Origin of the sequence: Rhizobium sp. N122 (assembly GCF_002211295.1) — a bacterium.
Taxonomy (GTDB): domain Bacteria; phylum Pseudomonadota; class Alphaproteobacteria; order Rhizobiales; family Rhizobiaceae; genus Rhizobium.
In genome coordinates this window covers 207,299-222,500 of sequence record NZ_LOKU01000002.1, presented here as the reverse complement: position 1 = coordinate 222,500, position 15,202 = coordinate 207,299, and the positions used below count along the sequence as shown (strand labels likewise).

The 15,202-nt window shown below is 59.2% G+C and carries 6 protein-coding genes, 1 tRNA gene and 2 rRNA genes (1 of these 9 only partly in view); 3 read left to right on the top strand and 6 right to left on the bottom strand.

Annotated features, from left to right (window positions below; genetic code table 11):
• The 3 genes from ATY75_RS02865 to ATY75_RS02855 all read left to right on the top strand — a co-directional run.
• A 23S ribosomal RNA gene (locus ATY75_RS02865) occupies positions 1–2,468 on the top strand; it begins 411 nt to the left of the window's first position.
• Positions 2,469–2,577: 109 nt separating this feature from the next.
• Positions 2,578–2,692: ribosomal RNA gene (gene rrf, locus ATY75_RS02860) — 5S ribosomal RNA — on the top strand.
• 199 nt (positions 2,693–2,891) lie between these two features.
• Positions 2,892–2,968 (top strand) — tRNA-Met (locus ATY75_RS02855).
• Positions 2,969–3,345: 377 nt separating this feature from the next.
• On the opposite strand, the gene ATY75_RS02850 is transcribed toward ATY75_RS02855, so the two are convergent.
• From ATY75_RS02850 to ATY75_RS02825, 6 genes are all read right to left on the bottom strand, one after another.
• On the bottom strand, positions 3,346–6,723 hold the full coding sequence (locus tag ATY75_RS02850) for a DEAD/DEAH box helicase (protein WP_088936392.1): 3,378 nt from the start codon (positions 6,721–6,723) through the stop codon (positions 3,346–3,348).
• 131 nt (positions 6,724–6,854) lie between these two features.
• Positions 6,855–8,501 carry a GNAT family N-acetyltransferase gene (locus ATY75_RS02845; protein ID WP_088936391.1) on the bottom strand — a complete coding sequence of 549 codons (1,647 nt, stop codon included), beginning with the start codon at positions 8,499–8,501 and terminating at the stop codon, positions 6,855–6,857.
• A gap of 259 nt (positions 8,502–8,760) precedes the next feature.
• Positions 8,761–9,252, bottom strand: a complete 492-nt coding sequence (locus ATY75_RS02840; RefSeq protein WP_049731340.1) for a hypothetical protein — start codon at positions 9,250–9,252, stop codon at positions 8,761–8,763.
• 124 nt (positions 9,253–9,376) lie between these two features.
• Positions 9,377–10,726, bottom strand: a complete 1,350-nt coding sequence (locus ATY75_RS02835) for an HlyD family type I secretion periplasmic adaptor subunit (RefSeq protein ID WP_064835532.1) — start codon at positions 10,724–10,726, stop codon at positions 9,377–9,379.
• A 5-nt stretch (positions 10,727–10,731) separates the two neighbouring features.
• Positions 10,732–13,077 carry a type I secretion system permease/ATPase gene (locus tag ATY75_RS02830; protein ID WP_088936390.1) on the bottom strand — a complete coding sequence of 782 codons (2,346 nt, stop codon included), beginning with the start codon at positions 13,075–13,077 and terminating at the stop codon, positions 10,732–10,734.
• A gap of 25 nt (positions 13,078–13,102) precedes the next feature.
• Positions 13,103–15,151 carry a hypothetical protein gene (locus ATY75_RS02825; RefSeq protein WP_088936406.1) on the bottom strand — a complete coding sequence of 683 codons (2,049 nt, stop codon included), beginning with the start codon at positions 15,149–15,151 and terminating at the stop codon, positions 13,103–13,105.
• Positions 15,152–15,202 lie beyond the last annotated feature (51 nt).

Below are 15,202 nucleotides of genomic sequence, written 5' to 3'. Positions count from 1 at the left end.
TGATTAAAGTGGAACGCTCTGGAAAGTGCGGCCGTAGTGGGTGACAGCCCCGTACGCGTAGATATCATGATTGTCCTAGAGTAGGGCGGGACACGAGAAATCCTGTCTGAACATGGGGAGACCACTCTCCAAGCCTAAGTACTCGTGCATGACCGATAGCGAACAAGTACCGTGAGGGAAAGGTGAAAAGCACCCCGACAAGGGGAGTGAAATAGAACCTGAAACCGGATGCCTACAAACAGTCGGAGCCCGCAAGGGTGACGGCGTACCTTTTGTATAATGGGTCAACGACTTAGTGTAACAAGCAAGCTTAAGCCGGTAGGTGTAGGCGAAGCGAAAGCGAGTCTGAATAGGGCGATATAGTTTGTTGCATTAGACCCGAAACCGAGTGATCTAGCCATGAGCAGGTTGAAGGTTGGGTAACACCAACTGGAGGACCGAACCCGCATCTGTTGCAATAGATTGGGATGACTTGTGGCTAGGGGTGAAAGGCCAATCAAACTCGGAAATAGCTGGTTCTCCGCGAAATCTATTTAGGTAGAGCGTCGAGCGAATACCCCCGGGGGTAGAGCACTGGATGGGCTATGGGGACTCACCGTCTTACTGATCCTAACCAAACTCCGAATACCGGGGAGTACTACTCGGCAGACACACGGCGGGTGCTAACGTCCGTCGTGAAAAGGGCAACAACCCTAACCTCCAGCTAAGGTCCCCAAGTCATGGCTAAGTGGGAAAGGATGTGAGGATCCCAAAACAACCAGGATGTTGGCTTAGAAGCAGCCATCATTTAAAGAAAGCGTAACAGCTCACTGGTCTAAATAAGGGTCTTTGCGCCGAAAATGTAACGGGGCTGAAGCCATGCACCGAAGCTGAGGATGTGTAGCAATACACGTGGTAGCGGAGCGTTCCGTAAGCTGATGAAGGGAGACCCGTGAGGGCTCCTGGAGGTATCGGAAGTGCGAATGTTGACATGAGTAACGATAAAGAGGGTGAGAGACCCTCTCGCCGAAAGACCAAGGGTTCCTGCTTAAAGTTAATCTGAGCAGGGTTAGCCGGCCCCTAAGGCGAGGCAGAAATGCGTAGTCGATGGGAACCACGTTAATATTCGTGGGCCTGGTGGTAGTGACGGATTGCACAAGTTGTTCTGGTTTATTGGATTATCAGGGCAGCGGAGCGGTTCCAGGAAATAGCTCCACCGTATAGACCGTACCCGAAACCGACACAGGTGGTCAGGTAGAGTATACCAAGGCGCTTGAGAGAACTATGTTGAAGGAACTCGGCAAATTGCACGCGTAACTTCGGAAGAAGCGTGACCCCATATGAGGCAACTCTTGTGGGGTGGCACAGACCAGGGGGTAGCGACTGTTTATCAAAAACACAGGGCTCTGCGAAGTCGCAAGACGACGTATAGGGTCTGACGCCTGCCCGGTGCTGGAAGGTTAAGAGGAGAGGTGCAAGCTTTGAATCGAAGCCCCAGTAAACGGCGGCCGTAACTATAACGGTCCTAAGGTAGCGAAATTCCTTGTCGGGTAAGTTCCGACCTGCACGAATGGCGTAACGACTTCCCCGCTGTCTCCAACATAGACTCAGTGAAATTGAATTCCCCGTGAAGATGCGGGGTTCCTGCGGTCAGACGGAAAGACCCCGTGCACCTTTACTATAGCTTTACACTGGCATTCGTGTCGGCATGTGTAGGATAGGTGGTAGGCTTTGAAGCGGGGACGCCAGTTTCCGTGGAGCCATCCTTGAAATACCACCCTTATCGTCATGGATGTCTAACCGCGGCCCGTCATCCGGGTCCGGGACAGTGTATGGTGGGTAGTTTGACTGGGGCGGTCGCCTCCGAAAGAGTAACGGAGGCGCGCGATGGTGGGCTCAGACCGGTCGGAAATCGGTCGTCGAGTGCAATGGCATAAGCCCGCCTGACTGCGAGACTGACAAGTCGAGCAGAGACGAAAGTCGGTCATAGTGATCCGGTGGTCCCGCGTGGAAGGGCCATCGCTCAACGGATAAAAGGTACGCCGGGGATAACAGGCTGATGACCCCCAAGAGTCCATATCGACGGGGTTGTTTGGCACCTCGATGTCGGCTCATCGCATCCTGGGGCTGGAGCAGGTCCCAAGGGTTTGGCTGTTCGCCAATTAAAGCGGTACGTGAGCTGGGTTCAGAACGTCGTGAGACAGTTCGGTCCCTATCTGCCGTGGGTGTAGGAATATTGACAGGATCTGTCCCTAGTACGAGAGGACCGGGATGGACATATCTCTGGTGGACCTGTTGTCCTGCCAAGGGCATAGCAGGGTAGCTATATATGGACGGGATAACCGCTGAAGGCATCTAAGCGGGAAACCCACCTGAAAACGAGTATTCCCTATCAGAGCCGTGGAAGACGACCACGTTGATAGGCCGGGTGTGGAAGTGCGGCAACGCATGAAGCTTACCGGTACTAATAGCTCGATCGGCTTGATCGTTCTCATTGACTGTGCTCATCGAACAAAGTTCGATGATGCTTGAAGACGTGTTCAAATAAACGATGTGAAAACATCACCAGCTTCTCAAACATAAGTTGCGCTTTGCCGACCTGGTGGTTATGGCGGGGTGGCTGCACCCGTTCCCTTTCCGAACACGGCCGTGAAACGCCCCTGCGCCCATGGTACTTCGTCTTAAGACGCGGGAGAGTAGGTCGCTGCCAGGTCTGCAAAACGCAACTTCATGATATAAAATCTTCTCATCACAGACCAACGGCCCAAAGCCGATCAAAGGGCCGCTCACAAAGCGGCCTTTTGTGTTAATATATACCGCAGGGTGGAGCAGCCCCCGCCGAACCGCAGAAGGCAAAGCCTTCGAGGACCGGCAAACAAAAAGTCCGGGCATGCCCAGACAGCTCATCATGGCGCGGGGTGGAGCAGCCCGGTAGCTCGTCAGGCTCATAACCTGAAGGCCGCAGGTTCAAATCCTGCCCCCGCAACCAAATTCCTTTGTCCTATGCCAAGCTACCCAGACCAGTTATCGCTGGCGGAAAAGCTTCGCTTTCCCTGGCGATGGTAGCTCCTCGTTCGCAAAGCTCACCATAACCTGAAGGCCGCAGGTTCAAATCCTGCCCCCGCAACCAAACAAATAGCCCGCCTCAGCGCGGGCTTTTTGTTTGGTAACGGGTCGAGGAGTTAACGCCTCGTCAGGGGACCGCAAGGAGGCAAAGCCGACGAAGCGGGACAGAAAAACAGCAAAGCCTGATCCCGCAACCAAATTCTCGACTGCCAATACGCAAAAACCCGCCTCTCGGCGGGCTTTTGCGTTTGTGCACAGTGGTCGGGAAAGAACTCAGCGCGCTGGCAATATCCCGATCCTTCAGTCCAGCCCATTTCGAGCCAGGAATTCTGCTGCCTTCATCGTCTCCAAGGCATTCGCTGTCTCCCTGAAATACGGTAAGGTTTGCCAGAGAGTACGGTCGCCGACGATATAAAAGCGGCGCTTGGCGCGTGTCAGCGCCACGTTCAGGAGGTTCGGCTTCGACGCTGCCCAGGCCGCCGCCCCGCTATTCTCGGCATCGGCGCCGAGTACCATGAAGACGATGTCTTCCTCCTTGCCTTGGAAGGTATGCACCGTGCCGATCCGTTCCCGTAGCCATCGCGACAGTTTCGATGGAGAGCGCGTATTTCCGTGGCGATCGACCCATGCTGCATGGGTCAGAGACCGCTTCAGGCTGTTTTTGATCTCCTTGAAGGGCGAAATGACATACAGATCCGGCAATGCGCCGTCGCGACGATAGGTGGCAGTGAGGACATCGACGATGAAGTCGGTCTGTTCGGCAACGGTCTGCTTGCCCGATACCCGGCCCCTGACGTCGATCCAGGCGCTGTCGCCATAAAATGGCGGCGCGTCGCCGGCCGGTCGGCGTTTGTCCAGCCCGAATACCATCTTGTTCTGATAGGCGATCCGGTTGGCGAGGCCGAACATCGGATCGATGCAGCGCCGATGCACTCTGAGAGGGCAGCCGATCCAGAGCCCGTCCGCTTCCTCGCCGGGGACGGTCGTTCCGTAGCGGTTGGCGGCATCGGCGAGCATCTGAACCGACGCCCGGTTCGGCGAATATTGTCCTGCCGCCGTGTGGGGTGAGAGAGCCGAAATGGCGGTGATCAGCGCGCTGGGAAGGACAAAGACCGGCTCGATCTGCTGGGGATCGCCGATCGCCATGACGCGACGTCCCCGCAGCAGGGCCCCGACCGCCGCTTGCGGCACTGCCTGACCGGCTTCGTCGATGAAGACCCAGCCGATCGAACCGGCTTCAAGCCCGCGGAACTGCCGGGCGAAGGACGCGAATGTCGTCGAGACGATGGGAACGATCATGAAAAGGCTCTGCCAGATCAATGCAATGTGCTGGTCGTCGACGGGACTGTTGTTGGACAGCAGTTTGCTGATGGCGACGATGTTTCCGCCAAAACCGCCGCCCTTCCTGCCGACCTCCGCCAGCCATGCTTCATGCAGCGTCAACGCTGCCTCCAGCAATGCCGATCGCAGGCCTGCGAACTCGTCCTGATGCCAGAGACCGTCGATCTGGAAGCGGTCGGTCTCCAGATCGGCGAGAGACCCGGGCATGGCGGGATGACCGAGAACTTCGCCCAGACGGTCGAATTCCTCTCTTTTCCTTACCCAGATTTTCTGCCGTGACCGCAGTGCCTGTTCAGCCCGCTCATGTTCTCGCAAAGCCTGTTCCAGCTGAGGTTCATAGGTTTTCGCAAGATGATGCTCGCAGTCCGCCAGCGCCTTGCGCAAGTCCAGTTGCCGGCGCGCATTGGCGCCGACATCCTGCCGATGCTGCCGGGCGGGGGTATTGGGCAGCACCCGCTCCCACCAGGCAGGCGCGCTGCGGTCGAGCAGATGTTCCTCCTCCTTCAGATCCGACAATTTTTGCCCGATCCGCAGCATCTCGGCCGCCACCATATCGTAGCGCTCCTGCGCGCGCCGAAGTTCGGCGGCGGCTGCCCCGACCCGTTCAAGCGCATCGCTGCAGAACGCATCCTGCGAAACCAGGGCGATGTCGTCATGGAGATCGGCATAGCGTGCATATTGACCTATCTTGTCGCGGACCCGCTCGTCGGCGGCACGAAAGGCCGACGATGCTTCGGCGAAGCTCGGCCCTTCGTAATCGTCTCGCCATTCCCAGATGGTCTGCGGCTTGGCGGCACCGGACCAGCCGGGGTTCGGCCTTTCGGTGATTTCCATGAAGGCGAAACGTTCCTTGAAGGCCCGGCGGTTCCTGGCATTGCCGAGCGCGCAGGCGATCAGTCCCCATGGCCGATCGCCGTCCGCGAGCTTGACGGTGGCGCCATTGTCCTTTTGACAAGCGATCTTGTGCGCGACCGTCTGCAGATATTCGAGTGAAGATGTCCTGGCGATCGAGCTCCGCTTGGGAAGATCGCGCGAAATATTCTCCACGGCGGCATTGTTGGAGGAGGCGACGGCCATTTCGAAACCAGTAAGAGCCGGGATCAGCGCCGATATGGAGGCGGTGCTGCGGTCGGCGAAGATGGCGCGGCGCGGCGATCCCTCAAAGGCGTCGCGCGCCGTCTTCAAGGAGGAGAGCACGCGGGCGCGCCGAACGAGATTGTCCGCGAACATGTCGCGAAGCAGGGTCGTCTTTCCCGTCCCTGGTGGGCCGTTGACCGAGAAAAGCCCGGTTTCCGAAAGCTCGCCGATGGCCGAATTGATGGCGAATTGCTGCATGAGACTCATCGCGTGATGGGGTTCGCTGAGCCAGCGTCCGCGGTTGAGATTTCCCGGATGCAGGGCCCGGACAATCGCCCGGCGCCCATCCTCCGAATAGAGGTCGATCCGCTTCTCCGGGGCAAGCGGGGTGAGATATCGCCTGAGCGGCTCGGGAATATCGCCGTGTTTGACATGCATCATCGCCCGCTCGATATCCTCGATGAAGAAGCTGTTCAGGATGCCGATCTCGTCCTCGATACTTGCGCTCTCATCCTCCTCATTATCGGCATCCGGCGCATGGCTCTCCTGCTGCGGCGGCAGCGAGAGGACGTCAGGCCTTTCCGCCCTGTCTTTGTAGCGGATTTCAACGGCGGCGATCGGCTTCTCCTGACGCGAGGCAAAGCCAGCCCAATCGCAGAGCAGTTCATGCAGCGTCAGGATTTCGCCGGCATCGAGCGGCTGATCGGCATCGTCGTCCAAGGATGAAGGTCTCAGCTGCCGCTGCGCCCGAAAATTCTGAAGCAATTCCGTCAACTGCCGCTTGCTGTCGGCAAATGCCTGGTGGCTGAGCGCGGCGAGGCCGGATTTGCGCACACGTCCCAGCGCCCATGGAAGCGTGGATACGGAAAATGTTTCGAAAATCGGCTGCCCCGAAGGCGTCAGTTGCAAGCTGGCAAAGCAGGTATCGCCATCGAGATCGCCGCGTTCGGCATCCTCATACTCGGCGAAATCGGCCGCAACGCTATCGAAGTGCCGGCGGACAGAGGTAATTTCGGACTTGCCGAAAACGCCGAGGAACAGGGTAAAACCCGTGATCTGCTTCTCCTCGGGGATCGCTGGGCGGCTGAGCGCGGCGCCGTCATCGTCGAGCGTCCTTGCATGCAGCCAGAAGACACTTCGTCCTTCACCTGCGACGATACGGCTGGAGAGATCGTAGGGAATGAAGAACTCGATCTTGTGCCAGAAATCGAGGATGGCCAGAAGCCGTTCCCTTTCGGCGCCATCTGCATTGGTCTGCATGAGTTTCCACTGAGGAGTTGCAAAATAGGCTTGCACCCCTTTTAGCAACGAACGTCGCTCAAAATCAAAGACCACGGCGGTTGCGCGTCCAGGAGCCGCCCGAACGCATTTCGCCGCCGGCGATGATCTCGTCAGTGCAGCCGTGGCCGGCGTCGTTCGCCGAGCAGCCCACCCCGGCTCCAGCGGGCGATGGTCTCCGGCACGACATCCGTCTTGTGCGGCTCGGCACGCGCCTGGATAAGTTCGAGGGCGGCAGTTGCCTTGGTGATATAGTCGAGTGCGGCCGGATCGTCCGAATGGAAGTCCTGGATCGCGGCGAAAACGGCCTCCGCCTCGGCCAGTCGTTTGCCGGCCGCAAGAGCGATGCCACGCTTGTAATGCGCCTGGATGAGATGCGGCCCGGCCTCGCCGACCCGGCGGAACGTCTCGGCGGCCTGGTCGTATTGATGCAGCGCAAGCTGCGTGTCGCCGAGCCGCATCCGGATCGGCGTCGGATCGGGCGCTTGCTCGGCGAGCGCCTTATAGGCAGCCAGGGCCTCCGTCAGCTTGCCCCGGTCAAACAGCAGATTGGCGATCCCGAATTCCGCGCCGGTATGGCCCGGAACCGATTGCAGGACCTGATTGAAGGCGATCTCGGCTTTCCCACGGGCACCGTTCCGGTACATGTCGAGCGCCTGTTCGTAGACGAAACGAACGCTCCGCGGGTTGAGCGCGCCATGCAGATTCTGGCCGTTGCGGGTGCGGAACAGGGTGCAACTGATCCGTCGTTCCTCGACCCCGAACATATATTTATAGGGCTCGTTTCCGCGCAGGAAGTCGTAGGTCTTGAAGCCTTGCTCGATCGCCCGCCGGATGCAGTAGCCATGCAGGATGAGACCGGGAGACGGCGTCTTCCATGTCTCGTCGCGGCCGGTGATATAGAAGAGGATCGCCTTTTTCTGCCGGTCGACGATATTCGCCAGCGCGCCGAGCGGTTGGTCGCCATGCCAGAGGACCGGCACGTCGAGATTGCCGCTGTTGAAGCAATCCATCAGCATTTCGCGCGTGGTGATGATCAGCCGCTCGGTCCGCTCCGTGCCTTTGCGGGCGCTCCACTTGGCTCGCCAGAGATTGAAGAGGATGTCCAGGTCGCGCTCGATGGTCTTAGGGCTCGCCATCGTGATCCGGTAGATATCGTCTCCCTCGACCTTGCGCAGAAACCGCCGGAGCTTCTGGCGCGTCTGGCTGCTCATGCGCTGCTCGAGATAATCGTGGAAGCTTGCCGGCAGGGGAACGATGGGGCAGATCGTATTGTCGATATTCTCGCTGTTTTTCGGCGAGCTGTCGCGAAACATCACCTCCGGCCCCCGCAGCGCCGCGATCATCTTCTCGCGCCGCCCGGCCGGGCCACAGAAATATTCGAGCTTCAGGTCCGTCCAGTTCTGATGTTTGATAAACGAGGCAAAGCCGGCAATGGCATGATGCTCATAATCCGGCCTGACGATGAAGCCGGTGTAATCGGCGGCAAAATTGCCGGCCATGATGATCTCGTCGTAGAATTGCCCGGTCTTCTCGTTCAGATGCGTGATCAGCCGTAAGGGAAAAAAAGCCACATAAGGCGCGTCCGGATCACGCTCGCGAAGCGCGAGTATGAACCAGCGACGCCGACGGGACAGATAATTCTTCAGCCAGATCCAGGAGAGGAAATGCTGCGCATCGGGATCGTCCATAAAGACCTGATCCCAATTGTCGCGTAGCGCCTCGAACCCGGCAATGGTGTCGATGATATCTATGCGCATGTCCGCCCCCCAATACCCCATACGTCACTCGGGAGCTTTCATTCTAATGGGAAACACCGATCTTCAAATAAACCGTCAGGATGATTTGAAGCGCTTAAATGTGATTAGTTTTGAGCCGGCAAATAACCTCAAATCGCAATCTGTTTCTGGTAATAATTCAAAGACATAGGGCTAGGCGCGCTGTACGCGATGCCGGGCCTCGAGTCCCATCGCCCGAAAGTGTGCGACGGTCTGGAATGACTCATACAGAAGGATTAGATTAGAGCTCGCCGGAGATCTGCGGGCTCGCATGAATGAAGGCCCAGAGCGCCCGGCTGATGGCGACGATTTCGGCGATCGACTTCTCCAGAAGGTCGATCTCGCGTGCATCCATCTGCTCGACCTTGCCGTAGCGGATCTCCTTGTCGTCCTCGACCAGCCGCATCAGCTGCGTGCTCGAAATCTCCCCCTTCTCGTCGAAGGAATAGATGCAGTGGTTGTACTTGTTGCGGGTCTTGGATTCCTTCTTCAGCCGCGACATGGCTGAAAGAATTGCCTTGCGGTCGGAAGGCGAGGTCGAGGCGAGTTTGGCAAGCCGTTCGACGAGATCGATCCGTGCCCGTGTCGTATTGAGGGTCAGGAACACGACGATGGCCGCATCCTTTTCGACCCGCAACAGATGGGCGATGATGTAGATCAGCAGACTTTCGGTATTCGTCCAGACATAGTTCAGGCGCCCGACCCGCAGCAGGACATCGGACATCGCCGCCATGCTCGCCCTTTCTTCCCCAAAGGGGATGATCCATCCCGAAGGGATGATACATGCCGATGCCATATCAGAACAACGGACAAATCCCCTGTATTTAACGGACCGCCGTCGTTTGCGATCTCCGCGATCAGCGTTCCTTGAAAGCCCGGGACATGCTGTCGGTGATCGGTTTGCTGATATATTCGAAGAAGGTCCGTTCCGACGTCTGGATCAGCACTTCGGCCGGCATGCCGGGAACGGGATGGAAATTATGCACCCGCGCAATCTCGGAGTCCGGTATTTGAACACGCACGATATAGACGTCCTTGACCGAAACCCCCGAATTTTCCTCGATCGAGTCGGCCGAGACGTAGAAGACCTTACCCTCCAGGACCGGCGTCGTCCGCCGATTGAGCGCCGTCAGGCGGATCGAGGCCGTTTCTCCCTCCCGCAGCTGGTCGATGGAGGTGCGCAGCACCTGCGCTTCCAGGATCAGCGGCACATGTGCCGGCAGGATCTCCATGATCGGCTTGCCCGTGGTGATGACACCGCCGGCGGTGTGGAAATAAGAGCGCACCACCGTGCCCGTCACCGGTGAGCGAATGGTAGTGCGCTCCAGCACGCCGGCAGCCTCACGCATCTGCTGGCGCACGCTGTCCAGATCGGATTCGGCGGTTTCGAGCGCATCGAGCGCCGCCTGCTTGTTGGAATTGACGGCGATGATGGCTTCCTGGCGGAATTTGGCAACCTCCGCCTCGCTCTCGTTGAGTTCGCCGTTCAGCCGAGAAATGTCGCCCATCGCATCGGCGATCGCCCGCTCGATCGCCAGCAGATCGGTCTTGCGCATATAGCCGACCTTGACTAGCCGGGCCTTGGAATCGCGTTCCTCGGTCAGCAGCGCCATTTGCCTTTCAAAGGATTCTCGTTGGCCCTTATAGCCGGCGAAACGGTATTCCAGCGACTTGATGTTCTTCTCGATCAGGTTGAGCTGCTCTTCGAGTTTGATCTGCTTGCTGTGGAAGACGACGTTCTGGCTCTGGATGATCGCGTTGATGTCGGGGTCGCCCGCCTCCTTCGTCACGATATCGGGAAACTGGAATTCGCGCAGGCCCTGTGCTTCGGCGCGCAGCCTTGCGACGACGGCTTCCAGGCGCAGGCGGCGAAGCTGCAGCATCCGTTCGTTCGAGCGGGATGCGGTGGTGTCGAGGGTCAGCAGGACATCGCCTTCCTTCACCGTGTCGCCTTCGCTGACGCGCATTTCCCTGATGATGCCGCCTTCCAGATGTTGGATGATCTTGTTCTTACCGGTTGCAACGAAGCTCCCCTGCGCGATGACGGCGGAGGCGAGCGGGGCGGTCGCAGCCCAGTAGCCGAAGCCTCCGAACGAGGTGAAAAGAACCGTCAGGCCGACGATGCTGTGCATCCGGATCGAGCGCGGCACGTCACTATACCATTCGAGCTGGGCTGGACCGGCCGTCTCCTGATTTTTCCGTCCCATGTCGTTCACCCTTCGATGCGCGGTGTTTGTTGACTACTATTGCCGTTGTTCTTGGACAGCGCCTGCAGCACCTCGATCCTTTCCCCGAACATGGCGACAGTGCCCTCCTTGAGCACGAGGATCTTGTCGACGCATTGGAGCAGAGCCGGGCGCTGGGTGATGGTCACCGTGGTGATGCCCTGCTTCTTGGCGTGGATCAGTGCCTTGGCAAGGGCAGCCTCACCCTGGGTATCGAGGTTCGAATTCGGCTCGTCGAGGACCACGAATTTGGGATTGCCGAAGAAGGCGCGGGCCAACGCGATACGCTGCTTCTGGCCGCCCGACAGCGGAGCGCCGTCGGCCGCCACGATGGTTTCGTAGCCCTGTGGAAAGCCGGCGATGAGTTCATGCACGTCGGCCAGCACCGCGGCCTCGTAGATCTGGCGATCCTCGACATCGTCGCGCATGCGGCAGATATTGGCCTTGATCGTGCCGGGAAAGAGCTGCACGTCCTGAGGCAGATAGCCGATGCTCTCGCCGAACTGGCGCTGGTCCCAATTGCGCAGATCCATCAGGTCGAGGCGCACATTGCCCGATGTGGGCACGATCGAGCCGACAAGCATTTTGCCAAGCGTCGTCTTGCCGGACCCTGAATTGCCGATGATCGCCAGCGACTCCCCCTTCCTGAGCGAGAAGGAGATGCCGTTGAGAATGACCTTCTTCTGCGGCGGCGGCACGAAGAGAATGCGTTCGACATCGAGCCGGCCTTCGGGGTTGGGAAGCCGCAGACGCGGGAAGTTCAACGGCGAATTCAAGAGCAGGCTCTTGATCCTGGAATAGGCGGCGGCCGACCGGTTGAACTGGTGCCAGCCTTCGATGGCGCCTTCGATCGGTGCCAGCGCCCGTCCCGAGATGATTGACGACGCGATCACCATGCCGCCGGTCAGCTCGCCGGAGAGCGACAGATGCGCGCCCCAGCCGAGCAGGGTGACCTGGGTGATCATGCGGCAGGCCTTCGATATGCCGGAGAAGATGATATTGCGGTCCTGTGCCTCGACCTGCGATTTCAGCGAGCCCGCCGTCTCGCGGCCCCACATCTTCACGGCCTCGGGGATCATCGCCATCGCGTTGATGATCTGCGAATTGCGCGACATGGAATCGAGGTGGAAATTCGCCCGGCTGAGATAGCCGCTGGATTCGGCAAATTGGCGGGCGGTGAATTTCTGGTTCAGATAGGCGATCAGGAAAAGCACCGCGCAGCAGGTCAGGATGATGATGCCGAGATGCGGATGCACGAAATAGACGACGACGACGAAGAACGGCATCAGCGGTGCGTCGAGAAATGCGATCAGCGTGCCTGACGTCAGGAAGCCGCGCAGCAGCTGCAGGTCCTGCAGCGTCTGATAGTCCTTGCCGCTGCCATGCAGCGATGCCCGCGCCGCAGCGCTGAGGATCGGCGCGCCGAGCTGCACTTCGAGTTCCACTGCGGTGCGCATCAGGATGAAGCGCCGCACCGAGTCCATGAAGGCCTGCAGCAGCACGGCGCCGAGCACGGCGATCGAGAGCATGACGAGCGTGTCGATCGAGCGGCTGGTCAGTACCCGATCGGATATCTGGAAGAGATAGAGCGGGATCGCCAGCAGAAGCACGTTGATGGCGATCGTGAACATCATGACGACCGCCATATTGCGGCGGACCGCGGCCATGCCGCGCGCGAGGCTGGCGGCGAAATTCACAGGCTCGCTGCGCTTGTGAAATCCGCCGCCGCTTCCCCCGCCCCCGCCCCCGCCGCCCCCGGGATCGGAATTCTTGCCATTGCCACCGTCGCCGCTGCGTAGCCGCCTGTCGTTCTCGCTGATCGGCCCCCTGTCGCCATCGATGGTTTTGCCGAAGGGCGCCGCCGGGTTCGATTTGAGCTCGGTTTCCGCCGGCTTTTCGGGCGCCGCCCGCGCTTCGACCGTTGGCTGGGCCGCTTCGATCGGTTTTGCTTCCGCCGGTTTTGTTGCCACCGGTTGTGCCGGCATCGGGCCCTGCAGCACCGCCGCAGGAGGCGCCGGTTCTGCCATGGTGACGGCGACCGGCGAGGCTTCCGGCGTCACCGCTTTTTGCAGGAGAGGCATCTGCACGATGGCTGCGCGCGCCATAGCGTCGCTCGTTGCAACGCCGGCCGTCTCCTTGCTGCGATCGGGAGATGGCGATGGAGACGAAGCGGCGCTGCCGCTCAGCCGGCGAAGGTTCTCGACCGCCTCATCGATCGCAGAGAGGCAGAGATTGGTCCTTTTGGCCTCCGACGGCGCAGCGGCGGGAATATTGCCGGACTTGAGATCGAGGACGCTGCCGGCTGCGAAGATCTGTTTGGAAATCTGGTTCATCGTGATTCCTCCGCGATACTCAAGGTCACGCGACCATGGCTTGCATGACGTCGGGATGCCCCGACGACCATGAAAGATCATGCCCGGCATTGATGACGCCATCAGTGGAATCGCCGCCCGCGGGATCGTCGTCATCGAGGAAGGCGATAACCTCGTTGGCAAGCCTGTCGCCGGCCGGTTGCGGTTGTGTCGTATCGTGCTCCACCAGCCCGCCCTGAATGAGGATGGCGTCCGAATAGAGCTGGCCTGCCAGATAAGTGGTGTCGCCGAAACTGTCGTAATCGACGATCTCGGCGATGTTGATGATCGCATTGCTGCCCGTGTCGATCGTAATCGTCGCATCGGGATTGTTCTCGCGGAGCGCCGATGCCGCCAGGGTCACGTCATCGGAATCGCCGAGGATGCTCACCTGCTTGATAATCGTCATGTCGTAGAGATTGCCGGTGATGTAGAGCACGTTGAGGCCGGCATATCCCTGGAAATTCGCATCGAAAGACAGCCCTTCCGGCATATTGGGATCGCGATCTTCGATCGCTTTCTGGGCTTCGACCATATAGTCCGGCATCGCCTCGAACGGGCTGCCCGTCCCGACATTGTGGATCGAGGCGAAATTCCAGATCAGGTTGTTGCCGGTCTCGATGTCGGCGCCGGGATCGATGCCGTCTTCCGCCCGCACCCAGTCATTGTCATAGAGCAGCGAGATCTGCGTGATGCTGTTGATGTCGAGCACATTGCCGCCGATGATCACCAGATCATACTGCATGCCCATGCCGAAAAAGGAGGAGAGGTTGATGGAGGTATTGCCGCCCGTCAGAACCGTGGTTTCGGAGCCCGAGGTGGTGACCGTCATCGTGTCATTGTCGCTGACGAAGTGATACTGCTCGACCCACTGCACGAAGGAGACATCGCCGTCGATGACACTGACGCGCCAGCTGGTCGGGAACGTCGGATCGGTCGCGTCGATTTCGGCGTGGTTCGCTTCGAAGCTGCTTTGTTGGAAGACGGCGATATTCTTGGCGACGGTTCCGGCCTCCTCGGCCGAATAGCCCGATGAGCGCAGCGCCGAAGCGATCTCGTCATCATCGCTGTAGACAAAGGATTGGGAAACCGCGTCGATCTGGTGGTAATTGCCCATGACAGCGGTGACCGAGGCGATGACGCCGGTATTGATCACCGAGGCGACGTTGACGACGAAGCTCGCACCGGCGGTGACGTCAAGGCTGTTGCCGCTCGGGTCGGTCTGCTCGACGGATGAATGGCTGTCGTCGGGCTCCTCCGGGATCTTGGCGAGACCGCGGTCGGGCAGGAAATCGTCGAGCACAGGGATGGCGGCCTCGACCTTGCCGTTGATGTAGACGGCGTCGTTCACCTCGGGGTCGATGCGGATGAAATCATGCGCGGCGTCGGCGCTAGGCGAGGTTGCTTCGCTGTCGCTGCTATCTTTACCGTCTTCGGTGTTCTTGGCATTCTGGATGTAGTTTTCGATATCCTGGGCGATCTTCGATGCGCCATCATAGGTATCGGTTCGGTGGAGGCTTGCAAAAGGCGTGTAAATTTCGGCTGCGGTGCTGAACTCCGCCAGCCGCTCGATGACGAAACTGGTGTCCCGGGGAGCATGGATGCCGTCCGTCATGTCGAGATAGTCGTCGTCGTAAAGCACGTTGACCTGAAGGACATGACTGATCGCCGAACCAGGCCCGGCAAAGACATGAAGCTCCGGCTCATCCGACAGCACGATATCGGTGGGTTCGCCGAAATGCGGTAAGGGTATGTCCCGTGCGGCAATTGCCGCCAGCTTCTCGATACTCTCTTCGAAGACGCGACCCAAATGGCGCGCCGGACCGAATTCGATCTCGTAACTGCCGCTGTTGTAGATGATACCGGGATCATAGTCCTTGAGCTGCAGATTGGACGAGAAGGCCGCGGTAAAAGCATCCTGATCCGGCAGAGCCGGTCCATCTTCGCCCGGCCCCGCGCCTTCGGCATATTTGGTGCGCGCTCTCATCTCTTCAGTGGTCATCTCGAAGAGACCGATGAAGTGCGCAATGATTTCCGAAATCTTCTCGATATGCATGGTTCGGCCCTCCCATTCGAAATGACGATCGGCCTTGGAAGCGGCCCCGCC

Coding starts and splice junctions, on each gene's coding strand:
- ATY75_RS02840 (WP_049731340.1), bottom strand. CDS start 9,252: ATGGCGGCGATGTCCGATGTCCTGCTGCGGGTCGGGCGCCTGAACTAT.
- ATY75_RS02825 (WP_088936406.1), bottom strand. CDS start 15,151: ATGCATATCGAGAAGATTTCGGAAATCATTGCGCACTTCATCGGTCTC.
- ATY75_RS02830 (WP_088936390.1), bottom strand. CDS start 13,077: ATGAACCAGATTTCCAAACAGATCTTCGCAGCCGGCAGCGTCCTCGAT.
- ATY75_RS02835 (WP_064835532.1), bottom strand. CDS start 10,726: ATGGGACGGAAAAATCAGGAGACGGCCGGTCCAGCCCAGCTCGAATGG.
- ATY75_RS02845 (WP_088936391.1), bottom strand. CDS start 8,501: ATGCGCATAGATATCATCGACACCATTGCCGGGTTCGAGGCGCTACGC.
- ATY75_RS02850 (WP_088936392.1), bottom strand. CDS start 6,723: ATGCAGACCAATGCAGATGGCGCCGAAAGGGAACGGCTTCTGGCCATC.